Genomic DNA, 22,901 nt, shown 5'->3' on the forward strand with positions numbered 1-22,901 from the left:
ATCTTCATATTCAGGAAATGGAGCGCTGGCCTTCACCAGAGTCCACGTCGAGGACGGGACGGCCCTCGTCGTCGACCGCGGCGTTCTCGACCATGTCGGTCGAGCCACTGATGTCCATGTCGTCGCGGCGCTCGCCGGTGATCCAGGCGTAGGTGCTGCCGGCGATGAGGCCACCGACGATCGGCGCCACCCAGAAGGCCCACAGCTGCCCGGGGGCGCCGTTGCCGTTGAAGAAGGCGACGGCCGTCGAGCGGGCCGGGTTGATCGAGGCGTTGCTGATCGGGATGGCCACGAGGTGCGCGAGGAGCAGGCCGAAACCGATGGCGAGCGGGGCGAAGCCCTTGGGGGCGTCGTCCTTCGTCGCGCCGAGGATGATGTAGACGAAGAAGGCGGTGACGAGGGCCTCGACGATGAGCACCCCGCCGAGTGCGAACCCGCCGGGGGAGTGGATGCCGAAGCCGTTGGCCGCGAGGTTGCCGGTGACGGGGCGTCCCGTCGAGGACAGCAGCCCGGCGAGTGCGCCTCCGGCGAGCAGGCCGCCGACGAGCTGGGCGCCGACGTAGGCCGGCACCTCACGCCACTCGAAGCGCTTCGCGACGGCGATGCCGATCGTGACCGCGGGGTTGAAGTGCGCCCCGGAGACGTGCCCCACGGCATACGCCATCGTCGTGACCGCGAGGCCGAAGGCGATGGCGACGCCGAGGTGGCCGATGCCGTAGTCGATGACCTGTCCGTCGAGGGTCCGGGCGACGAACTTCGCGTTGAAGATGGCCGAGCCGCAGCCGATGAAGACGAGCCAGAAGGTCCCGAGCGCCTCGACGGCGAGGCGTGAACTCATCTTGGGGGTGTACATCGGGCTCCTCCAGCACAGACGTCGAGGCCGAACCGCCCGGGAGGCTCCCGGTGCCCGCAGCGTAGTGGACCGTCACCGCCCCAGCGGGGGATGAGAGCTGCGCCGCGTGCCCCGTCAGCGTCGCTCGAGGACCGTGCCGACACCCGGGACCGTGCGCACGACGGGGTATGCCGTCGCGACCCACGCGCGCAGCGGGTCACGGGCCGACCAGGCCGCTGCACCCCCGGCCCGGGCGTCCGCCGCTGCCGTGACGACGACGACGTCCGGAGCGCGTCCGGTCCGCTGGTACCAGTCGACCGCCCACTGGTTGGCGGCTCCGTGGTCGTCGAGCCACACCGACGGGGTGGCCATCGGGCCGTTGGCGGCGAGGTAGCCGCCGGAGGCGCCCAGGACGAGGACGGGACGCCCGCCACGGGTCACCTCGTCGACGGTGGACGAGAGGGCCGTGAGGCGTGCGGCTTGGTCGGACGTCGTGACCAGGCCGGCCCACGGCCCGGTCAGGATCCGGGTGTCGACGCGGACGGAGCCGGGGTCGTCGAAACGGCAGGGCCAGCAGCCCGAGCGACATCGCGACGGCGGGGAGGGCCGCGAGGGCGCTCGTCGCCCGAGCGGGTCCCGCCCCGCGTCGTGCGCGCACCCCGACGAGTCGGCGCGCGGCCGTGGACCACTGGACGACGAGCACGAGCAGGAGGCCGCCGAGGGCGGCTCCGTGCACGGAGTAAGCCGGGCCGGAGTTGGTCGTGGCAGCGATGACGGTCGCTGCGACGAGGCCGGGCGCGGCGGCCGCGGCGAGGTCGCCGGCATCCCCGGGCCGGTGGGACCAGCGCAGCTCGGCCAGGACGGGCAGCAGGAGGGTGAGGACCAGGAGGGTCTCGAGGGCGGCCACGGTGTTGCCGAACCACAGCTGCGGCAGGAACCCCAGCGCGGCGGCGACGGTCACGGCGGTGCACCACGCGACGCCCGCGCCGCTCGCGCCGACCCGCAGCGCGCGCCAGTCCGGGCGGAGGCACCCGACGGTCAGCCCGATGCACCCGAGCAGCGGCCAGTAGAGCGGGAAGCGCAGACCCTCGTACGTCCCGACCGCCCGGCCGACGCGCTCGAGCGGCGACAGGCCGTCTCCGCGAACCGCCAGCAGGTAGTGCATCGTGTCGGCAACGGGCTCGGTGCCGGCGGCCAGCAGCACCCACGCGGCCGCCACCGCGATGAGCCCGGCGCTCGACGCCAGTGCCACGACCCTGGGGCGGGCGCCTCGCACCCGGACGACCCCGACGGCGAGTGCCAGGGCGAACGCCGGCGCCAGCTGCGGGCTCGCGACGGTGCCCATCGCGGTCGAGACACCCAAAACCCCGGCCCAGGCTGCCGAGCGCGTCTCCCGGAGCGCGACTCCCGACGCGGCGGCCAGCACGAGGGCGAGCACCGGCACCGAACTGTAGCTGACGAGCGGCAGCTGGTAGGGCAGGCCGAGCAGGGCGGCCACCGTGGCCACGACAGCCGGCCCGGCGGCATACCTCGTGCGCAGCGCGCGTGACGTCACCAGCGCGACGACCGGGGCGACGACGACGAACCACACGCGCGACGCAGCACGATGCCCGTCGTCCCGACCGTGTGGTCCCACACCCAGACGAAGGGCACGGCGAGGAGCGCACCCGTCGCCTGCAGGTTCATCTCGTCTCCGAACGCGGTGTCGCCACGGGAGAGCCGCAGCGCCAGCGTCACGACGTGACCGTCGTCGTCCGAGCTGGCGCCCAGCGTCAGGCGCCACGCGAGCACGAGGACGAGGCAGAGGCCGACCGCGGCGGCGCCCGGCCTCGACCGCAGGGGCGTGACTCCCGCTGCACGGCCCCGCTCGGTGAACTCGGTCACCGCCTCATCATCGCCGCGCTCGGTGCGTCAGGGCCGGATGCGCGTGGGGCGTCTTCGTGGCGGTCCCGGAGATCCTGTCGTTCGCCGGCGCGGGGGGTGTCCACGATGCCGACATGTCCGGCGATGTACGGATTCACGGCTATCATTCGGCTTACGCGTGGTTTGACCGAATTGGTGGGAAAGTCACCAGTCACGTCGGGTTCCGGGACAAAGGTCGTCGCCGTCGCTGAACCCAAGACGCGTACGTGAAATCGGGGCACGTCAGGGATTGTGGTGAGTACAGGGTGACAGCACAGGTACGCAGGGCTCGATGGGTCCGCCTCGGCTGGGCCGCCGTCGACGCCTTGATCTGGGTCGTGATGCTCTTCGCGGCGCTCTGGATCCGCCTCGACTTCGGCATCGACGAGACGTACCTCAAGGGCACGGCCTACTTCGCGCTCGCGGCCATGGTCGGACAGCTCGCCGTCGGCTACCTCGTCGGGCCCTACTCGATCAGCCACGTACTCGGCTCGTTCGAGGAGATCGTCGAGCTCATGACGACGACCGCGATCGTCGGGACCGTCCTCTTCCTCTGGTCGCTCCTGGCGGAGCCGCTGGTCATCCCGCGCGGCGTGCCCGTGACCGCCGGGGCGCTTGCCATCGGGTTGATGTTCGCCCTCCGCTTCGTCGTGCGCACCGTGCGGTCCCACCGGGCGATGCAGACCGCGGCGGAGCGCCGGGCCATCGTCCTCGGTGCCGGTGAGGCCGGACGTCGGCTGCTGCGCAGCATGAAGTACGACGGTGCCGGGCCCTTCGTGCCCGTGGCACTGCTCGACGACGACCCCTCCAAGCACCGCCTGCGCCTCGAGGGACTGCGGGTCCGCGGCACCCGCGCCGACCTCGCAGCGGTCGCGGAGCGCTACGAGGCGGACACCCTCGTGCTCGCGCTCCCGAACGCCGAGGCGGCCACCCTGCGCGACCTGGCATCCCGTGCCGCCGACGCCGGGCTCGACGTCGTCAGCCTGCCGCCGCTCAAGGACATCATCGGCGGACGGCCGACCCCGAACGACCTGCGTGACCTCGACGTCGCCGACCTGCTCGGTCGACGCCCCGTGCAGCTCGACACGACGGCCATCGCTGACCAGATCTCCGGTCGTCGCGTCCTCGTCACCGGAGCCGGCGGCTCCATCGGCTCGGAGCTCTGCCGTCAGATCGCGCGCTTCGGCCCGTCCCGGCTCTACATGCTCGACCGCGACGAGTCCGGTCTGCAGGCGACCGAGATGAGCCTCTCCGGCCACGGGCTGCTCGACTCCGACGACCTCATCCTCGCCGACATCCGCGACCCCAAGGCGCTCGCCGAGGCCTTCGACCGGGCCCGGCCCGAGGTCGTCTTCCATGCCGCGGCCCTCAAGCACCTGCCCCTGCTCGAGGCGCACCCACTCGAAGCCTGGAAGAGCAACGTCATCGGGACCCTCAACGTCCTCACCGCTGCCGAGGCCGCAGGTGTCTCGACGTTCGTCAACATCTCCACGGACAAGGCCGCCAACCCGACGTGCGTGCTCGGCTACAGCAAGCGCCTCGCCGAGCGACTGACCGCCGACTTCGCCCACCGCGCCAGCGGCCGCTACGTGTCGGTGCGCTTCGGCAACGTGCTCGGCTCGCGCGGCTCGGTCGTGCACGCCTTCACGGCCCAGATCGAGCTTGGCGGCCCGATCACGGTCACCCACCCCGACGTGTGCCGCTACTTCATGCTCATCCCCGAGGCCTGCCAGCTCGTGCTCGAAGCGGCGTCCATCGGCGTCGACGGCGAGGTCATGGTGCTCGAGATGGGGGAGCAGGTGAAGATCCTCGAGGTCGCCCAGACCCTCATCCGGATGAGCGGGCGGCGTGACATCGACATCGTCTTCACCGGCCTGCGGCCCGGCGAGAAGATGGGTGAGGAGCTCTTCTCACCCAGCGAGGATCGCCGCAGCACCGGTCATCCGCTCGTCGACAGCGTCGGCGTTCCCTCGATCCAGCCGGAAGCCGTGCTCGAGACCGCCTTCGCAGGAGCCGAGGGTGGCCGGGAGTGGATGAAGCGCGAGGCACTCCTCAACGGGCAACTCACGACGGAAGCGATCCAGCGGTGAGCCGTATCCACCTGTCCAAGGCCGAGGTCACCGAGGTCGAGGAGGCCTACGTCCTCGATGCCCTCCGCTCGGGATGGATCGCTCCGCTCGGTCCCCATGTCGACGCGTTCGAGGCCTCGATCGCCGAGCGTGTCGGCGTGGCCGGCGCCCTCGCCCTGTCGTCGGGTACGGCCGCCCTGCACCTCGCGCTGCTGGATGCGGGAGTGGGGCCGGGCACCCACGTCCCCGTCTCGAGCCTGACCTTCGCGGCGACGGTCAACGCGATCCTCTACACCGGGGCCGAGCCGGTGCTCGTGGACTCCCAGGCCGCCGACGGCAACGTCGACGTCGACCTGCTCGTCCGGGCCGTCGACGTGCTGCGCGAAGAAGGCAGGTCCGTCCCCGCGGTCGTGCCCGTGGACCTGTTCGGTCGCTGTGTCGACTACTCCCGACTGCTCCCGCTGCTCGCGGATCGGCACGTCGTCGTCGTCGAGGACGCCGCCGAGGCGTTGGGCGCCTCCCACGCCGGCCGCGCCGCCGGGTCGTTCGGCCGCTCGTCCGCGCTGTCGTTCAACGGCAACAAGATCATGACGACGTCGGGTGGCGGCATGCTGCTCAGCGACGACCTCGACCTGCTTGACCGGGCGCGCTATCTCTCCACCCAGGCCCGCCAGCCGGTGCCGTGGTACGAGCACACGGACGTCGGCTACAACTACCGGATGTCCAACATCCTCGCGGCGCTGGGGCGGGGGCAGCTCGAGCGACTCGATGCCATGGTCGCCCGTCGTCGTGAGATCAGGGACCGCTACGCGAAGGCGCTCGCCCCCTACGGCGACGTACGCCTGCTGGGGCGCTCAGGGACCGACACCGACGACGGTGACAACTGCTGGCTCACGACGATCGTCATCGATCGCGAAGGCCCGGGGGTCGCTGACGCGGCGGTGTCCGCGCTCAACCTCGCAGACATCGAGGCGCGCCACGTGTGGAAGCCCATGCATCTCCAGCCGATCTACGCGAACCACCGCGCCTTCGTCAACGGCGTCTCCGACGAGCTCTTCCGCACGGGTGTCACGCTCCCGAGTGGTGCGAGCCTCACCGACGACGACATCGACCGGGTCATCGGCGCCCTGACCGGGCACCTCGACTCATGAGCGCACGGCTTCCCGACAGCAAGCGGGTCCTCGACCTGGCGATCGCGGTGCCGGCCTTCGTCGTGTCCCTTCCCGTCCAGGGACTCGTGGGCCTCCTCGTCAGCCGCAAGCTCGGCCGCCCCGTGCTCTTCGAGCAGCGACGACCGGGGCTGCACGGCCACCCGTTCACGATGCGCAAGTTCCGGAGCATGCTCCCGGTCGACGAGGCCCTGGGGCACGTCGACGACGCCTCCCGGATGACGAGCTTCGGACGAGTGCTGCGGTCGACGAGCCTGGATGAGCTCCCGACCCTGTGGAACGTGATCCGGGGGGACATGTCGCTCGTGGGTCCGCGGCCCCTGCTCATGCAGTACCTCCCGTTGTACTCCCGCGAGCAGGCCCGTCGCCACGAGGTGCGCCCGGGCCTCACCGGCCTCGCCCAGGTGTCCGGCCGGAACGCGATCACGTGGGAGGAGAAGTTCCGTCTCGACGTCGAGTACGTCGACCGTCGCAGCCTCGGCATGGACATGCGCATCCTTCGCGACACGGTGATGGCCGTCCTGCGGCGGGACGGGGTGTCTGCCGCCGACTCGGTGACCATGCCCGAGTTCCGCGGAAGCGACGTCACCAAAGAGGCCGCGGCGTGAGGCCGGTGCTCAACGGGAGGGCCGTCTTCGCCTCCACGGTTCCGGTCACCATCCTGAAGTTCCACGTCAACACCGTCCGCATGCTCAGGGCGCGGGGCTACGACGTGACACTCGTGTCGTCCGACGGTGCTGACCTGGCCGAGGCCGCCGAGCAGAGCGGCGGGGCCGCCCACCCCATCGCCATGTCCCGCGCCATCTCGCCGGTGAGCGATGTCGCCGCCCTGATTCGTTGGCTGCGCCTACTCGCCCGGGTCAGGCCGGGGGTCGTCGTCGCAGGCACACCCAAGTGTGCCCTTCTGGCACTAACCGCAGCACGAGCGACGCGCGTGCCGAGACGGGTCTACATGTGCGGTGGACTGCGGCTCGAGGGCGAACGCGGCTGGCGCAGAAGGCTTCTCGTCGCCATGGAACGTATCGCCATGGGGGCGGCTACAGAAGTCGTCGTGAACTCCCGGTCGCTCCACGACGAGGTGCTCGCTGCCGGACTGGTCAGGCCGGCAGCGCTGCGTCAGACCGTCCCTGGCAGCAGCCATGGTGTCGACTCAGAGCACTTTGTCCCGCGGCCCGCTGATCGGGCTCTTGGGCTCTCGTTGGGTCTGAATCTTGACGTCCCTGTGGTGGGTTTCGTTGGGCGCCTGACTCGGGACAAAGGCATCGACACCCTGATCGAGGCTGCTGTCTTGCTGGAGGAGGAGGGGCGAGCATTCCAACTCCTCATTGTGGGTCCTCAGGACGAGCCAGATTCTGCCGCCTACGTGGAGCGGATCCGGCAGACAACCCTTGCCGCGACCGTGGTCGGCCCCGCAGAAGACGTGCGGCCCTACTTTGCGCTCATGCAGGTTCACGTCCTACCGTCACTGCGCGAAGGGTTCCCGAACGTGGTGCTCGAAGCGGCAGCCATGGAGATCCCCACAGTGACGACGACTGCTACAGGATGTCGAGACTCAGTGCTCGACGGGACAACAGGGCTGCTCTGTCCGGCCGAGGATGGACGAGCCCTGGCCGATGCTCTAGGAGAACTTCTTGCAAGTGCCGAAGCTCGCGATGCACTTGGTCGCGCTGCTCGCGCATGGGTCACGTCTGAGTTCCTGCCTGATCGCATCGCCGGACAGATTGTCAACGGCGTGTCCGTTCCCGCGCTCGAGGAGCGGCTGTGACGGTCCACGCGTTCTCTTCGTACAGCCCGGAGGCAGGAAGCACGCGCGTTCGGCTGTATGACTGGTTCCGGCACTTGGGCCTGGCGACCGTGAGCCACACCTTCATTGGGCAGCGCGACGCGCGAGGTTCCACTCTTGTCCGGAATGTCTCCGACGTGGTTAGGGCAGAGCTGCGTCTGCGGCGAGAAGACGTCCGGGGATCCACCGTGATCATGTCTCGCGAGGCGAGTCCGTTGAGTTCGGGTGGAGTCGAGCGCCAATTGCTGCATGACGCAGGGCATTCGGTGTATGACTTCGACGATGCCCTGTTTCACGATCTCTCGGCGGTCCGTCGATACTTGGGTCAACGTGGAAAGTGCCAGAGTCTGGTCTCGACTGCGGACGTCGTCATTGCTGGGAATGACTATCTGGCTGATTGGGCTTCATCATTCTCGTCCAACGTCACCATGGTGCCCTCCTGCGTCGAACCAGACGACTACCTGGAGAAGTCATCTTGGGAAGCCGCAGAGCGGCCTGTCATCGTATGGCTGGGTTCTCCATCGACGGAGCAGTACGTCGCAGACATCGCAGGCCCTCTTAGAACGGTTCATGAGATGACGGGAGCGCGCCTTCGCCTAGTGAGTGGAGCGAGCGAAAACCCAGCTCTCGGCTCTATCAACCACATGATTGATCGCATCCCGTGGAGCCCCACGTCCTTCGCGCCCGCACTCGCAAGTAGCGACATCGCTATCGGTCCGCTGACCGACACCCCCTTCGCGCGAGGCAAGTGTGCCTACAAGCTTCTTCAATATGCCGCTGCATCGCTGCCGATCGCGGCTAGCCCTGTAGGTGCGAACAGTCTCGCGCTGGAGCGTTTTGAAGGGTTGTCGGCGTCGACGCCCGCTGACTGGGTGGAAGCCATGACCACGTTGCTGTCGGAGCCGGCATCCCAGCGGGAGAGGCGCGGAAGGGCCGCGCGTACTGGTGTGGAACAGCACTACGCCTTCACTTCCTGGAAGCGGCAGTGGTCTGTCGCAACAGGTCTTGAGGGGTGAGCGCTCTGTCCGCGTACGCCAAGCTGTCGAGAACGGCGCGCAGTCGAGAGGCGTCGGTTGTTGTCGCCATGGGATTCATGGCCGCTAGCGCGAGCATCTTCGCGGTCCTCACTTCCCGGTGGCTTGGTCCGGCTGACCGCGGCATCGTCGTTGTGACGGCGACCACAGGGTCTCTCCTAATGCTGATCGGCTCACTTGGCGTCAGTACCGGAGGCCGAGTACTACTGGGTCGCTGGCCGGCTCTGCCGCTCACCCGATACATGTCCGTAGTGGCACGGTTGACGGCTTCACATGTCGCGACTGTGACAATCGTCGGGCTTGGCATCTTATGGGTCACCAAAAGTCTGGACGACCCCGTCGTCGGCCTGATTTTCGTGCCTTACGCGGCTCTCATGCTGATGACGTATCTGTTGCGCGAGGGTCTCCATGGCCTAGGCAAACACACGACTGCGGTTCGCGGCGACATCGTGACCACCTCCGCGCAGACCGTCCTGGTGTTAGCTGCGGCGCCCCTAGGCCTCGTTAGCTTGCGGTTCGTGCTTGGGGCCATGCTCGCCGGTCAAGCCCTGCAAGTCGTGCACCACCTGTGGAATCTGCGACGAGAGCAGAAGGCGCAGCGCCTGGGGGATCCGGTCGATTATGCCGACCGTCCGGCCGTCGACGTGATCCGGTTCAGCCTTTCCGCAGTGCCCATGCTTTTCGGGCAGGCATTCGTCATTCGCGGAGATCGCTTGATCCTCGGTGCCATCTCCGCTCCAGCTGCTGTTGGGGTGTACGGAGCGGCCGCCACGTTCACGGAGCTCCTCTGGCTGATCGCCACCGGAGTGGGACAGGTTGCATTCAAGCGCTCAACCCAGACGAATTCCAGCGGTGCGAGCGAGCGAAACCGACGATATGCGCTAGTGCTGACTGGGCTCGGATGCCTCATCATGTCTGCCTTGGCTCCAGTGCTGGTGCCGGCCCTGTTGGGCGAAGCGTTCCGAGAGGCCATCCCGCTGGTGTGGCTCCTCAGTGCCGCAGCGTTGCCGATGGCCAGCTACCAGCTCGATGTTGCAGTGATCAACGGCCTCGGACAGCTAAGTAGCGCCGGGCGTATAACGGCTGCAGGATCGGTTGTGTTGGCGGCGTTCTGTGTGATTCTGATCCCTCCGTTCGGCGCCATGGGGGCGGCGATCGCAAGTTTCGTCGCCTACGTCGTTCTTGCGGTACTCGCCAGGCTTAAGGTCCGTCGAGCGTCACTAGTGGGTGTGTCAGCAGATGACTGATCTCTCTCTGGGCTGGAGCCCGTCCGATCGACGACAAGCCGTGTGCCGATGAATGCAAACTGGTGGTGCTTCTTCCTTGGTCTCGCCATACTCGCCACTCTCCCTACGTGTGCCAAGAGTCCACGGCTCCGAGGAGCGCTGCTCCACAATGCCGGCTGGGCGACGGCGCTACTGATCGTTGGATCGGGTCTTGTTGCGTACGACGAGGTCTCTCTCACGGCAATTTCGATAATTGTGGCCAGCGTGGTGCTTTTCAATGGAGCGGTGGCGTTGGGCTACGGAGCTACTAGTCCTGCTGCGGCCGCTTTAAATAGCTCCGAAGAATCATCGAGGGGTGCGTCGAAGCCCCTAGTGACACGCACGATATATCGTCTGTTGTTGTTTGCCTTCGCGGTCGGGATCGCCGTATATATCTACCGAATGGCCAGTCTCTTTGGCCTCTCGACTCTGGTCACGGATCCGTCGAGTATCAGAGGTTCTCGGGTGGTCAAGTACCTAGAAGAATTCCCTATCTACGGCAAACTGCTCGTTTACCTGGGCCCGCTCTGCTTCGCCCTGACGATCTTTCCTTGGCTCGTTGAGGGAGGGCAACGAGTGAAGCCCTTGGTGCGCGGGATTGTCGCGGCAGGAATTCTTATCTTGCAGGCGGCGCTTCTCCAGAGAACCAACATCTTCGTTTGCCTGATGTGGGCCGCAGGCATCGCAATCTTGCGTCTGCGCTGGGGCGCTGAGGGTGTTAAGTTGCCGATCCGAAGGTTCGTTGCGCTGGGAGCGCTCGCCCTCATCATCTTTCAAGGTTTGGCAGTGGCGCTTGGGAAAACTGGTACGGAGAATACGGCAATTACCTCGACGGTTGGCACAACCCTGGCGGGAAGTCAAGCTACTGGGGTTCTCATCTACGCGTCCAGTGGCGTCGTGGGTTTCGATAAGCTCGTGCGCAGCGACAACGCGTCCTGGCCTCCCACTGAGACAGTGGGGCCGGTGTATGGGGACTTCAACCCGCCTACTAACGGGCTAGCGACGTTTTCCGCCGTCACATCCCGCATGGCGATTGAACCAAATTGGCAAGAGGTCTCGCCTTTTGTCGTGACACCAGTTCCGACGAACGTCTTCACATGGCTAGAGCCTTGGTATCGGGACTTCCAGACGTGGGGTGTGCTTATTGCAGTGTCCGCCCTGGGGTTGGTCCTGGGCCAGATGGGCAGGCGAGCGCTCTCATCCCCAGAGGCTCTTCTATTTGCTGGTCTGCTCTTAGGCTTTTCTGGCTTGGCCGGATTCAACAACCGTTACGGATCGACCATGTCCATCGTCCTATATTTCGCGATCTTCGCCTTGGGTCGCATGAGGAGTGCAAGGGAAACCAAGGCGAGTCGTGAGGAGAAAGCGCGGCGTTCGGCCGTGCGGATGCAATCGGCCAACGCATCTCGTCAAGTTCCCCACCGCGGGAGTTGACCGGCTAGCTCCAACACGTGAGCGATGCAAGCAGGCCGCGACCTCTCGCGGACAGGACGCCGCCGAAGGGCTTCAGCCGCGCGCCGCCAGATATGCGGGTCCAGGGCGGCATCCAACCAGCACAACCATTACAGACGCTGGACCCCGAGTTCGGGCTCCAGGGCGCCGCGGGTGTCCAGGATCTTGGCGCCGCTCGCGCCGATGGCGTCGAGGTCGTACTGGGCGTGCGGCTGGAGCAGCACCACGACGTCGGCCGCGGCCAGCGTAGCGTCGAGGTCTGGGGCGCACGTCAGCACGGCCGCGCTGCCTCGCGGGCTCCACTGCGGGACGAACGGGTCGTGGTACGAGACCTTCGCTCCCCACGACGCGAGCCGCGCCGCGAGCGGGTCGGCCGGGCTCTCGCGACAGTCCGCGATGTTCGGCTTGTACGTGACGCCGAGGAGCAGGACGTTCGAGCCGTTGACGGCCTTGCCCTGGTCGTTGAGCAGCGACCAGACGCGCGAGGCGACGTAGTCGGGGGCCGCGTGGTTGATCTCCTCGGCGAGCTCGACCATCCGGAAGGCGTAGCCGAGCTTGGCCTTGACGCGGTGCGAGAGGTACGACGGGTCGACGGGGATGCAGTGCCCGCCGACGCCGGGGCCGGGGCGGAAGGCCATGAAGCCGAAGGGCTTGGTCTCGGCGCAGTCGATGGCGTCCCACAGGTCGATGTCGAGCTCCTGCGAGAAGCGCAGCATCTCGTTGACGAGGGCGATGTTGACGTGCCGGAAGGTGTTCTCGAGAAGCTTGGCCATCTCGGCCTCCTTGGCGCCTCGAGCCTCGACGACCGTGTCGATGAACAGCGCGTAGAACTCCCGTGCCCGGTGGGTGCACTCGGGCGTCATGCCACCGACGACCTTGGGCGTGTTGCGCACGCCGAAGGTCGCGTTGCCGGGGTCGATGCGCTCGGGGGAGAAGGCGATGAAGACGTCGCTGCCGACGTCGAACCGCCCGCGCGTCACGAGGGGCGCGAAGATCTCCTCGGTCGTGCCCGGGTAGGTCGTCGACTCGAGGATGACGAGCGTGTCGGGGGCGAGGTGCTCACCGATGACGCGGGCGGCGCCCTCGACCGGGCGCAGGTCGGGGCCGCCCTCGGCCGCGAGCGGCGTGGGCACGCAGACGACGACGACGTCGGCGTTGGCGATGCAGCCGGGGTCGTCGGTCGCCTCGTAGCCGTTGGCGATGCCCGCGGCGAGGTCGGCGTCGCTGACGTCGTCGATGTGGGAGACGCCCGAGTTGAGCGCCGAGACGGTCGCGGAGTTCGTGTCGAGGCCGTGGACCTTGAGCCCGACCTCGGCGGCACGCAGCGCCATCGGGAGGCCGACGTAGCCCTGTCCGACGACGACGAGGGTCTTGCTCATGAGATCTCCTTGAACCAGGTGACGGTCTCGGCCAGGCCCTCGTCGAGGGAGACGGGCGACACGTCGGGGAAGAGGGCGCGCAGGCTCGCGTTGTCGGCCTGCGAGTGCTTGACGTCGCCCGGTCGGGGGTCGCGGTGCACGACCTCCGCGGCACTGCCGGCGGCGTGCTCGATGCGCGACACGAGCTCGAGGAGCGTCGTGTTGGTGCCGAACGCGAGGTTGACCGGCTCGGGGTGGGTCACCCGACGCTCGGCGGCGTCGAGGAGCACCTTGCACACCGTGCCGACGTAGGTGAAGTCGCGCGAGTTGCTGCCGTCACCGTTGATCGGCAGGGCCTCGCCGCGCAGGAGCGCCTCGAGGAAGACGGGGATGACGGCCGCGTAGACGTGTCCGGCGCGCTGGCGCGGCCCGTAGACGTTGAAGAAGCGGAACGCGAGGGTGTCCATGCCGTACGCCTGCTGGTAGCAGAGCGTGTACTGCTCGGTCGCGAGCTTGGTGACGGCATACGGGCTCATGGGGCGCACCCACTCGCGCTCGTGCTTCGGCAGCGCGGGGTTCATGCCGTAGACCGAGCTCGACGAGGCGCACGAGACGTGGGAGACGCCGGCGGCGCGTGCCGACTCGAGGAGGGTCAGCGTGCCGGTGGCGTTGGCCACGTGGCTGGCGACGGGGTCGACGATGCTGCGCGGGACGCTCCCGAGGGCGCCGAGGTGCACGACGGCATCGGCCCCCGTGACGGCGTCGTCGGTGGCGTCACGGTCGGCGACGGAGCCTTCGACGAGGCGCACGTCGATGTCGTCGACGTTCTCCCGGTAGCCGGTCGAGAAGTCGTCGAGCACCGTCACCGCGTGACCGGACTGGAGGGCAAGTCGTGCGAGGTTCGAGCCGATGAACCCGGCGCCCCCCGTGATGAGCAGTCGCATTTGCGCTTTCCGTAGCAGTCTGACCGACTTGCCCGATTCTAGGGCAGTTCGACCCCTGCTGCCGTCAGGCGTCCAGGTGCGTCCGAAGGCCCGTGCGCCAGTCGGCGACGGGAGCGATGCCCGCCTCCTCGAGGCTGTGGTGCGACAGGACACTCCAGGCCGGCCGCGGCGCCGGCCGCGGGAAGGTGTCCGTCGTCGTCGGGAGCACCCGCTCGGGGTCGAGCCCGCTGAGCTCGAAGACGGCCCGCGCGAGCCCGAACCAGGTCGTCTGCCCGCTCGCCGTGCCGTGGTGGGTGCCGTATGCCGCATCGCCGGCGACGAGACGCACGACGAGGTCGGCGAGGTCGATCGTCCACGTCGGCTGGCCCACCTGGTCGTCGACGACCGACACGGTCTCTCGCTCGCCCGCGAGCCGCAGCATCGTCGAGACGAAGTTCGGGCCGCCGGCGCCGTAGAGCCACGCCGTGCGCACGACCCACGACTCGGGGCACAGGGCCCGCACGGCCCACTCACCTGCGGCCTTGGTGCGGCCGTAGGCCGAGCGCGGCGCGACGGGGTGGTCGACGGCATACGGCTCGGTGGCCGTGCCGTCGAAGACGTAGTCCGTGGAGACGTGGACGAGTCGTGCCCCGGCGCGCGAGCACGCGCGCGCCACGTTGGCGGCGCCGACCGCGTTGACGGCGAAGGCGGCCGCCTCGTCGGTCTCGGCGGCGTCGACGGCCGTGTAGGCGGCGGCGTTGACGACGAGGTCGTGCCCGTCCACCGCGGCCACGCACTGCGCCGGGTCCGTGACGTCGAGGTCACCGCGACCGAGCGCCGTCACGACCCATCCGGCCGCACTCAGCGCCGGGACGAGGTCGTGCGCCAGCATGCCGCCCGCCCCGGTGACGAGCGCGCGCCCGGCGCCCGCCGGACCACCCGCCGAGGCGGTCATCGCCCGAGCCTCGCGTAGGTGCGCTCGGACTCGACCTTGGCGGCCTCCCACCAGTCGCGGTGCGTGGCGTACCACTCGATCGTCGCCTCGAGGCCCGCGCGCACGTCGCCGTAGCGCGGCTTCCAGTCCGTCTCGAGGCGCAGCTTCGTCGCGTCGATGGCGTAGCGGAGGTCGTGGCCGGGGCGGTCGTCGACGTGCTCGAACCAGTCATCGGGCTTGCCCAGCAGCTCGAGGATCATCCCGACGATCTCGAGGTTGTTGCGCTCGCCGTCGGCGCCGATGAGGTAGGTCTCGCCGAGGCGGCCCTGCTCGAGGATCGCGATGACGGCGTCGTTGTGGTCGTCGACGTGGATCCAGTCGCGCACGTTGAGCCCCGAGCCGTAGACCTTGGGCCGTATGCCGTCCAGGACGTTCGTGACCTGGCGCGGGATGAACTTCTCGACGTGCTGGCGCGGACCGTAGTTGTTCGAGCAGTTCGACACGGTCGCCCGGATCCCGAAGGAGCGGATCCACGCACGCACGAGCAGGTCGGCGCCGGCCTTGGTGGCCGAGTAGGGGGAGGAGGGGTTGACGGGCGTCTTCTCGGTGAACCGCTCGTGGTCGTCGAGCTTGAGGTCGCCGTAGACCTCGTCGGTCGAGATGTGGTGGAGGCGCTTCTCGTGCCGGCGGATCGCCTCGAGGAGGGTGAAGGTGCCGACGACGTTGGACTCGACGAAGGGCCACGGCGAGTCGAGGCTGTTGTCGTTGTGCGACTCGGCCGCGAAGTGCACGACGACGTCGTGGTCGGCGACGAGCCGGTCGACGAGCGGCGCGTCGGCGACCGAGCCCTCGACGAGCTCGACCGAGCCGTCACCGCCCAGGTCGGCGAGGACGGGCGCGAGCGAACGGCGGTTGGCGGCATACGTCATCGAGTCGATGACGGTCAGGCCCCAGTCCGGCCGCACCTCGCGGGCGCGCAGGACGAAGTTCGATCCGATGAAGCCGGCCCCGCCGGTCACGAGCACGCGCATGGGGCCGAGGGTAACGAAGCGCCGGCAACTTCACGGCCACCAGCCGTTCTCCCGCGCTCGATATGCTGCCCGGCGTGAAGATCTCGGTCATCGGATGCGGTTATCTCGGAGCGGTGCATGCCGCGTGCATGGCCGACTTCGGCCACGACGTCGTCGGCCTCGACATCGACGAGCGCAAGGTGGCCAAGCTCGCCGCCGGCGTGCCCTCGTTCCACGAGCCCGGCCTCGAACCGCTCCTGAGGCAGGGCGTCGCGGACGGCTCCCTGCGCTTCACGACCGACAAGACCGCCCTCGCGGGCGCCCGGGTCCACTTCATCGCCGTGGGCACCCCGCAGCGCGGGGGCAGCTACGCCGCCGACATGAGCTACGTGTGGACCGCCGTCGAGGACATCATCGCCAACGCGACCCCGTCGCCCGACGGCCCGATCGTCGTCGTCGGCAAGTCGACCGTCCCCGTCGGGACGGCCCAGGCCGTCGCCGACCGCCTCGCCGAGGCCGGCGTCGACGCCGTCGTCGTGTGGAACCCGGAGTTCCTGCGGGAGGGGTATGCCGTCCAGGACACCCAGCGCCCCGACCGCGTCGTCTACGGCCTGCCCGACGACCGCGACCGCGGCGAGATCGGCCGCGCCGTCGTCGACGAGGTCTACGCCCCGATCATCGAGGCCGGCATCCCGCGGCTGCTCGTCAACTACCCGACGGCCGAGCTCGTCAAGGTCGCGGCCAACTCCTTCCTCGCCACGAAGATCTCCTTCATCAACTCGATGGCCGAGCTGTGCGACGCGTCGGGGGCGGACGTCTCCCGCCTCGCCGAGGCCATCGGCCACGACGACCGCATCGGCGCGAAGTTCCTCCAGGCGGGCATCGGCTTCGGGGGCGGCTGCCTGCCCAAGGACATCCGCGCCTTCATGGCCCGCGCCGGCGAGCTCGGCGTGGACCAGTCGCTGACCTTCCTGCGCGAGGTCGACTCGATCAACATGCGCCGCCGCGACCACGCCGTCGACCTGGCCTCCGAGATGGCCGGCGGCCGCCTCGTCGGCGTCAAGGTGGCCGTGCTCGGCCTCACCTTCAAGCCCGACAGCGACGACGTGCGCGACTCGCCGGCCCTCGACATCGCCGGCCGCCTCTGGGGGCGCGGCGCCAACGTCGTCGCCACCGACCCCGCGGGCGCCGACGCCGTTCGCCTGGCGCGACCTGACATGCAGATCGTCGACTCGGCGGAGGAGGCGCTGACCGGCGCCGACCTCGTCATGCTGCTCACGGCCTGGAAGGACTACGTCGAGCTCGACCCGGCGCACGCCAAGTCGCTCGTCGCGACGCCGCGGATCATCGACGGGCGCAACGTGCTCGACCCGCGCGCGTGGACCGACGCCGGCTGGGACTACCGGGGCATGGGGCGCAGGTCCAGCTCGATCTGGTGAGCGTGCTGTCGGGCTGACCCGCCTCGGCCCGGATTCGGCCCGGCTGGCAGCTTCCTGAGACAAACCCCCCAATACGGCCTTTTGGGCACGTCCGTCACAGGAGCGACACCTAGGATCGAGTCTCACCCGATCACGCCGAGAGAAACTTGGGGGCATGATGCTCGGGGAGACCCCTCGCAACACCCGCGGCATCCTATTCGTCTGCACTGGCAACATCTGCCGGTCGCCCTACGCCGAGCGGCGACTGCGACAGCTGTTGCCCGACACCGGCGTCCCGATATCGAGCGCCGGGACCGGCGCCATGGTCGGGTCCGGCATCGAGTCCGAGACGAGCGAGCAGCTGCGGCGGCTGGGCGCCGACGTCACCGGCTTCGCCGCTCGGGCGGCCACCGCGCAGATGCTCGACGGGTCCGAGCTCGTCCTGACGATGACGCGCGCCCAGCGTGGGGAGGTGGCGCGCCTGCACCCGGCCGCGATGCGCCGGATCTTCGCGCTCGGCGACTTCGCCGACCTGTGCCGCTCGTCCCAGACGTGGCGGCCGATCGTCCCCACGCATCCCTGGCTGCCCCAGGTCGTCACCGAGGCCGCCGCCGCCCGCGGCACCGTCGCGCCGCAGGAGGCGGTCGACGTCGACGTCGTCGACCCCTACGGACGCTCCAGCAAGACGCACACGGAGGCCTTCGACCGGATCGAGGACTTCCTCGCCGTGGTCGTGGCGGCGCTCGGCACGGTCGCCGGCTCCTCACGCGTCCAGACCCTGGGCTGAGACGACGGAAGACCCCGCGACCGTCCGGTCACGGGGTCTTCCGTCGTCTGCGTTCAACGAGGGCGGTTGCCCCGGGTCACCCCGCGCGTCACCCTGAGTCAGCGGTAGACCGAGTCGCCCGCCGGGAACGGCTGCTGCGGCTGCGGGCCCGCAGGCGCGGTCGTGGCCCGTCCGGGCTCCACGCCCGGTTCGACACCCGGCCTGGCGCCGGTCGTCGACGGGCGCGGGGTGACGGGGCCGAGGTCGTCCTCGGACGCGATCGGGCGATGCTGAGCGCGAGGAGACCGGTCCTTGGCCCGCTGTCGCTCGCTCTCGGGGCGGTAGTCGTACTCGTAGGTGCCGTAGCCGCCGCCGCTCTCCTTGGCCTTGACCCGGTTGAGGATGAGGCCGAGCACCGAGCCGTTGACGGCCTCGAGCGAGTCGAGCGCCCGCCGCACGTGCTCGCGCTGGGCGACGCCCGCACCGACGACGACGATGGCGCCGTCGACGATCGTGCTGAGCACGGCGGCGTCCGTCACCGGCAGCAGCGGCGGGGCGTCGATGAGGACGTAGTCGAAGCGCTCGCTGAGGTCCTCGACGAGCTGCTCCATGTTGGCCGACCCGAGCAGCTCGCTCGGGTTGGGCGGGATCGGGCCGGCGCCGAGCAGGCGCAGCCCCGTGCGACCGAAGGGCTGGAGCACGTCGTCGACCTCGACCCGCCCGACGAGAACGTCGGTCAGGCCGACCGAGCCCTCGAAGCCGAGGTAGTCGAGCAGGCGCGGCCGGCGGAGGTCACCCTCGATGACGACGACCTTGAGGCCGGTCTCGGCGAGGCTGAGCGCGAGGTTGGCGGTCGTCGTCGACTTGCCCTCACCGGGGAGCGAGGACGTGACGACGATCGACTTCGGCGGGTTGGCGACGTCGATGAACTGGAGGTTGGTGCGCAGCGAGCGGAAGGCCTCGGCGCGCTGCGACCGCGGGTCGACCTGGACGATGAGCGGGTGGGCCGATGCGTCGGTGTCGAAGGCGATGCCACCGAGGATGGTGCGGTCGGTGACCGCCTCGAGGTCGCGCTGGGACTTCACGGACTTGTCGAGCACGTCGCGCAGCAGGGCGACGCCGAAGCCGAGCAGCAGGCCGAGGACGAGGCCGAGCGCGAGGTTGCGGGTCGGCTTCGGGCTGACCGGCGTCGTGTCGACCGCGGCCTCCTTGACGACGGTGACCTTGACCGGGCTCTCCTGGCCCTGCTTGCGCTCGATCTCCTGGATCGTCTGGGGGAAGACATCGCCGACGGCCGCGGCGATGCGCTGGGCGCTGGCCGGCGAGCCGCTCGTCACGCTGACGTCGATGATGACGGTGTCGAGCGGGATCGTCGAGGTCACCTGCGAGGCGAGGCGGTCGGCGGTCGTGTCGAGCCCGACCTTCTTGATGACGGGATCGAGGACCTTGGGCGACTCGAGCAGCTGCGAGTAGGACTTGACGCGCGCCTGCGTGAAGGTGTTGCCCTGGGCGAGGGAGGAGGTCGTGTCGTCGCCCGAGGTGGAGACGAAGAACTGCGTCGTCGCGGCATACGTCCGTGGCGTCAAAGCCGTGTAGGCGGCCGCCAGGCCGAGGGTCACGAGAGCCACGGCTGCGATGATCATCCACCGCTTCCTGATGACGTTCAGGTAGTCCTGCAGCTCCACAGTCGTTTCTTTCTCGTCGGTCGTGCCCTGGTGTCACGACTCAGTCGGACATTTCCGACACATCACTCCCGCGCATCCTAGTGCCGACTGTCCGAGATGCACGGATTCAGTCCAGTGGGTCCGTAGAGTGAAGGTCGTGATTCGGTGGATGTCGGACAATTCGGTGGGTCGGCTGGCGCTCGTGGGCCTGCTGGCCCTCGTCATCGTGGACCTGCTCCTCGTCGCGCTCGCGTTCCGTCCCGACGCCGCGGGGGCGTCCGCGCAGGCCCCGACGCCCGTGTCCACGCCGACCACCATCGCCTCGACGAGCAGCGCAGCGCCCCCCGCCGGCGTGACGCCCGTGCGTGAGGTCATCGCGGCCGTCGACGGCAGGCGCGCCTGGCGCGGGACGCTCGGCTCGTGCCGTGACGGCGGAGCGAGGCTGACGGTCACCGCCGACGGTGGCCGCACGTGGACCACGCGCGCCACCCCGGTGCAGGCCCTCGGGCGCGTCCAGCCCGTCGACGCCGACCGCGGCTTCGTCATCGGGGCCAAGGGTGCCGGGTGCTCGGTGGGGGAGTACGCCACCGACGACGACGCCGCGACGTGGCGAGGCCCGCGCGACGTCGAGGGCGGCTGGTCACGCCTCCCGGGCAGCGACCCCACCACCGTCATCACCCCGAAGCGTCCTGACGCCCGCCCCTGCGGCAGCACGACCGTCGTCGACCTCGCCCGGGTCAGCGCCACCCGGGCCGTCGTCGTCTGCGCCGACGGGCGCCTCGTCCGCTCGAGCGACGGCGGCGGGAAGTGGACCACGCTGGCCAGGGTCGAGGGCGCGCTCGCCGTCGGTGCCCGCGACGACGCCGGCACGGTGGCCGTCTACGTCGCCCGCTCCACCGACGACTGCGCCGGCGTCGAGGTCGCCAAGGTCTCCGGCGCGGCGGCCTCGAAGGTCGCCTGCGTCAAGACCTCTCTGGGCGGCGCCGACGGCAAGGTCTCGATCAGCGTCGTCGACGAGGGCGGCTGGCTCGCCGTCGCCGACGCGACCTGGCGTTCCGACACGAGCCTCGAGACGTGGCGCGCGGTCGCGTGACGCACCCGTCCACGACGACGTCGCCCACGGCATACGCTGGCCGACCATGAAGGGGATCATCCTCGCGGGGGGCACGGGCAGCCGGCTGCACCCGATCACGCGCGGCATCAGCAAGCAGCTCATGCCCGTCTACGACAAGCCGATGGTCTACTACCCGCTGTCGACGCTCATGATGGCCGGCATCCGGGAGGTCCTCGTCATCACGACCCCCGTCGACGTGGAGCAGTTCCGGCGCCTCCTCGGTGACGGGTCGCAGTGGGGCATGTCGATCACGTATGCCGTCCAGCCGCGTCCCGAGGGCCTGGCCCAGGCGTTCGTGCTCGGTGCCGACTTCATCGGCGACGACCGGGTGGCCCTCGTCCTCGGCGACAACATCTTCTTCGGCCCGGGACTCGGCACCCGCCTCGCCGACCACGTCGACGTCGAGGGCGGCCACGTCTTCGCCTACCGCGTCGCCGACCCCACGGCCTACGGCGTCGTCGAGTTCGACCCGGACGGGCAGGTCATCTCCATCGAGGAGAAGCCCGAGCACCCGAAGTCGAGCTATGCCGTGCCGGGCCTCTACTTCTACGACAACGACGTCGTCGACATCGCCCGCCACCTGACGCCGAGCGGCCGCGGCGAGCTCGAGATCACGGCGGTCAACGACGAGTACCTCCGTCGCGGCACCCTGTCGGTCAGCGTCCTGCCCCGCGGCACGGCGTGGTTCGACACCGGCACGTTCGAGGGCCTCATCGAGGCCAGCCAGTACGTCCACGTCGTCGAGGCCAGGCAGGGCCAGAAGATCGGCTGCGTCGAGGAGATCGCCTGGCGCAACGGGTGGCTCGACGACGACGGCATGCGACGGCACGCCGACGACCAGGCCAAGAGCGGCTACGGTCTCTACCTGCACGCCCTCCTCGCCGAGGGCAAGGACACCCCGTGAAGGCAAGGACCTGATGGACATCCGCCCGCTCCGCATCGACGGGGCCTTCGAGATCACGCCGCGCCAGTTCCCCGACGACCGAGGAGTCTTCGCCGAGGGCTTCCGCGTCGACCGGCTCGCCGAGGCGATCGGCCACGAGCTGCAGGTGCGCCAGACGAACATCTCCGTCTCGTCGGCCGGAGCCCTGCGCGGCATCCACTTCGCCGACGTCCCGCCCTCGCAGGCGAAGTACGTCACGGCGACGAGCGGGGTCTTCGTCGACTTCGTCGTCGACGTCCGGGTCGGGTCACCGACCTTCGGGGAGTGGGACTCGGTCGTGCTCGACACCGTCGACCGCCGGGCCGTCTACCTCGCCGAGGGGCTGGGCCACGCGCTCGCCTGCATCGAGGACGGCACGGCCGTCTACCTCTGCTCGGAGGTGTTCACCCCCTCGGTCGAACGCGGCATCAACCCGCTCGACCCGACGGTGGGGCTGCGCCTGCCCGACGGCTTCACCCCGGTGCTCTCGCCCAAGGATGCCGCCGCCCCGACGCTGGCGGCCGCCGCAGAGTCCGGGCTCCTGCCGACGCTCGAGGCATGCCTGGCCCACACCTCCTCGCTCGCCGGGGCCGGCCGGTGAGGTCGGTGGGTCGCGTCCTCGTCATCTGCACGGGCAACGTCTGCCGCTCGCCCTACCTCGAGCGCCGCCTGCGGCAGCTCCTCGACGGCCAGCACATCCAGGTCGAGAGCGCCGGCACGCGCGCCCTCGTCGGAGCCGACATCGAACCCGGGTCGGTGGCGGCGCTCGAGGCTCTGGGCGCCGACACGACGGGCTTCGCCTCGCGCCAACTGTCTCCCGCCATGCTCGACGCGGCCGACATCGTCATCACCGCGACGCAGAAGCACCGCGCCGACGCCGTGGCCCTGCACCCGCGGGCCCTGCGCAAGACCTTCACCCTCGGTGAGCTCGCCGACCTCGTCCGCGACGCCGACCTCGACGGAGCAGCCGCGGGGCCCGAGGTGGCGGCGGCCGACCGCGACACGCCGTGGGCCGCGATCGTGGCCGAGGTGGCTCGTGGCCGCCGAGGGCTCAACCCGGCACGCTCCGCGGCCGAATCGGACATACCCGACCCATACGGACGCGGATCTGCGGCTTATGACCTGATGTCGACCGAGATCGAGTCGCAGCTGCCCGTCGTCGTCGCAGCCCTCACGCCTCCCGCCGTCTGACACGAGCGCCGATCCGAACGCGGACTGCCGCGTCCGACAGCCGGATTCGCCCCTAGCATGTCCCCGGGGGAAGGGTCATCAGGCGTGTCGAGGGG

General features: G+C 69.3%; 21 protein-coding genes. 13 read left to right on the forward strand and 8 right to left on the reverse strand.

Going from position 1 to position 22,901, the window contains the following annotated elements; genetic code table 11:
• Positions 1–10: 10 nt before the first annotated feature.
• The 3 genes from aqpZ to ACSSS0_RS17100 all read right to left on the reverse strand — a co-directional run bounded on the left by aqpZ (position 11) and on the right by ACSSS0_RS17100 (position 2,716).
• Complete coding sequence (aqpZ, locus tag ACSSS0_RS17090; RefSeq protein WP_487228922.1) at positions 11–853, reverse strand: aquaporin Z; 843 nt, start codon at positions 851–853, stop codon at positions 11–13.
• A gap of 196 nt (positions 854–1,049) precedes the next feature.
• Positions 1,050–2,423: a hypothetical protein gene (locus ACSSS0_RS17095; RefSeq protein ID WP_487228923.1), complete on the reverse strand. Its 1,374-nt coding sequence runs from the start codon at positions 2,421–2,423 to the stop codon at positions 1,050–1,052.
• Positions 2,384–2,716, reverse strand: a complete 333-nt coding sequence (locus tag ACSSS0_RS17100; RefSeq protein WP_487228924.1) for a hypothetical protein — start codon at positions 2,714–2,716, stop codon at positions 2,384–2,386. The genes ACSSS0_RS17095 and ACSSS0_RS17100 overlap by 40 nt, the downstream gene beginning before the upstream one ends.
• A gap of 284 nt (positions 2,717–3,000) precedes the next feature.
• On the opposite strand from ACSSS0_RS17100, the gene ACSSS0_RS17105 reads away from it, so the two are divergent.
• The 7 genes from ACSSS0_RS17105 (at position 3,001) to ACSSS0_RS17135 (ending at position 11,488) form a co-directional block, all read left to right on the forward strand.
• On the forward strand, positions 3,001–4,824 hold the full coding sequence (locus ACSSS0_RS17105; RefSeq protein WP_487228925.1) for a polysaccharide biosynthesis protein: 1,824 nt from the start codon (positions 3,001–3,003) through the stop codon (positions 4,822–4,824).
• A complete protein-coding gene (locus ACSSS0_RS17110; RefSeq protein WP_487228926.1) occupies positions 4,821–5,954 on the forward strand; it encodes a DegT/DnrJ/EryC1/StrS family aminotransferase in 1,134 nt (377 codons plus the stop codon). Before ACSSS0_RS17105 ends, ACSSS0_RS17110 begins: the two co-directional genes overlap by 4 nt.
• Positions 5,951–6,580, forward strand: coding sequence for a sugar transferase (locus ACSSS0_RS17115; RefSeq protein ID WP_487228927.1), 630 nt, complete (start codon positions 5,951–5,953; stop codon positions 6,578–6,580). Before ACSSS0_RS17110 ends, ACSSS0_RS17115 begins: the two co-directional genes overlap by 4 nt.
• Positions 6,577–7,737, forward strand: a complete 1,161-nt coding sequence (locus ACSSS0_RS17120) for a glycosyltransferase family 4 protein (RefSeq protein WP_487228928.1) — start codon at positions 6,577–6,579, stop codon at positions 7,735–7,737. The genes ACSSS0_RS17115 and ACSSS0_RS17120 overlap by 4 nt, the downstream gene beginning before the upstream one ends.
• Positions 7,738–7,943: 206 nt before the next feature.
• Positions 7,944–8,771: a glycosyltransferase family protein gene (locus tag ACSSS0_RS17125; protein WP_487228929.1), complete on the forward strand. Its 828-nt coding sequence runs from the start codon at positions 7,944–7,946 to the stop codon at positions 8,769–8,771.
• 302 nt (positions 8,772–9,073) lie between these two features.
• Positions 9,074–10,036: a lipopolysaccharide biosynthesis protein gene (locus ACSSS0_RS17130; protein WP_487228930.1), complete on the forward strand. Its 963-nt coding sequence runs from the start codon at positions 9,074–9,076 to the stop codon at positions 10,034–10,036.
• Positions 10,037–10,519: 483 nt separating this feature from the next.
• Positions 10,520–11,488, forward strand: a complete 969-nt coding sequence (locus ACSSS0_RS17135) for a hypothetical protein (RefSeq protein ID WP_487228931.1) — start codon at positions 10,520–10,522, stop codon at positions 11,486–11,488.
• Positions 11,489–11,616: 128 nt separating this feature from the next.
• Here the strand turns inward: ACSSS0_RS17135 and ACSSS0_RS17140 are convergent, their stop codons facing one another.
• The 4 genes from ACSSS0_RS17140 to rfbB all read right to left on the reverse strand — a co-directional run bounded on the left by ACSSS0_RS17140 (position 11,617) and on the right by rfbB (position 15,752).
• Positions 11,617–12,885: a nucleotide sugar dehydrogenase gene (locus tag ACSSS0_RS17140; RefSeq protein ID WP_487228932.1), complete on the reverse strand. Its 1,269-nt coding sequence runs from the start codon at positions 12,883–12,885 to the stop codon at positions 11,617–11,619.
• Positions 12,882–13,808 carry an NAD-dependent epimerase/dehydratase family protein gene (locus ACSSS0_RS17145; RefSeq protein WP_435986729.1) on the reverse strand — a complete coding sequence of 309 codons (927 nt, stop codon included), beginning with the start codon at positions 13,806–13,808 and terminating at the stop codon, positions 12,882–12,884. The genes ACSSS0_RS17140 and ACSSS0_RS17145 overlap by 4 nt, the downstream gene beginning before the upstream one ends.
• Positions 13,809–13,872: 64 nt before the next feature.
• Positions 13,873–14,742: a dTDP-4-dehydrorhamnose reductase gene (rfbD, locus tag ACSSS0_RS17150; RefSeq protein ID WP_487228933.1), complete on the reverse strand. Its 870-nt coding sequence runs from the start codon at positions 14,740–14,742 to the stop codon at positions 13,873–13,875.
• Positions 14,739–15,752 carry a dTDP-glucose 4,6-dehydratase gene (rfbB, locus tag ACSSS0_RS17155; protein ID WP_487228934.1) on the reverse strand — a complete coding sequence of 338 codons (1,014 nt, stop codon included), beginning with the start codon at positions 15,750–15,752 and terminating at the stop codon, positions 14,739–14,741. Before rfbB ends, rfbD begins: the two co-directional genes overlap by 4 nt.
• 74 nt (positions 15,753–15,826) lie before the next feature.
• On the opposite strand from rfbB, the gene ACSSS0_RS17160 reads away from it, so the two are divergent.
• Both ACSSS0_RS17160 and ACSSS0_RS17165 read left to right on the forward strand, forming a co-directional pair.
• Positions 15,827–17,170, forward strand: a complete 1,344-nt coding sequence (locus tag ACSSS0_RS17160; RefSeq protein ID WP_487228935.1) for a UDP-glucose dehydrogenase family protein — start codon at positions 15,827–15,829, stop codon at positions 17,168–17,170.
• Positions 17,171–17,324: 154 nt separating this feature from the next.
• Positions 17,325–17,936, forward strand: a complete 612-nt coding sequence (locus tag ACSSS0_RS17165) for an arsenate reductase/protein-tyrosine-phosphatase family protein (RefSeq protein WP_435986725.1) — start codon at positions 17,325–17,327, stop codon at positions 17,934–17,936.
• 98 nt (positions 17,937–18,034) lie between these two features.
• Here the strand turns inward: ACSSS0_RS17165 and ACSSS0_RS17170 are convergent, their stop codons facing one another.
• Positions 18,035–19,600 carry a tyrosine-protein kinase domain-containing protein gene (locus ACSSS0_RS17170; RefSeq protein WP_487228936.1) on the reverse strand — a complete coding sequence of 522 codons (1,566 nt, stop codon included), beginning with the start codon at positions 19,598–19,600 and terminating at the stop codon, positions 18,035–18,037.
• 148 nt (positions 19,601–19,748) lie between these two features.
• Between ACSSS0_RS17170 and ACSSS0_RS17175 the strand changes: the two genes are divergently transcribed.
• From ACSSS0_RS17175 to ACSSS0_RS17190, 4 genes are read left to right on the forward strand one after another with little or no spacing between them, the layout of a single operon-like run.
• Complete coding sequence (locus tag ACSSS0_RS17175; RefSeq protein WP_487228937.1) at positions 19,749–20,672, forward strand: hypothetical protein; 924 nt, start codon at positions 19,749–19,751, stop codon at positions 20,670–20,672.
• A 46-nt stretch (positions 20,673–20,718) separates the two neighbouring features.
• On the forward strand, positions 20,719–21,597 hold the full coding sequence (rfbA, locus tag ACSSS0_RS17180) for a glucose-1-phosphate thymidylyltransferase RfbA (RefSeq protein ID WP_487228938.1): 879 nt from the start codon (positions 20,719–20,721) through the stop codon (positions 21,595–21,597).
• A 13-nt stretch (positions 21,598–21,610) separates the two neighbouring features.
• Positions 21,611–22,216, forward strand: a complete 606-nt coding sequence (locus ACSSS0_RS17185) for a dTDP-4-dehydrorhamnose 3,5-epimerase family protein (protein ID WP_487228939.1) — start codon at positions 21,611–21,613, stop codon at positions 22,214–22,216.
• On the forward strand, positions 22,174–22,806 hold the full coding sequence (locus tag ACSSS0_RS17190; RefSeq protein WP_487228940.1) for an arsenate reductase/protein-tyrosine-phosphatase family protein: 633 nt from the start codon (positions 22,174–22,176) through the stop codon (positions 22,804–22,806). The genes ACSSS0_RS17185 and ACSSS0_RS17190 overlap by 43 nt, the downstream gene beginning before the upstream one ends.
• Positions 22,807–22,901: the final 95 nt, after the last annotated feature.

The sequence above is a fragment of the Terrabacter sp. R4-6 genome, assembly GCF_057529065.1.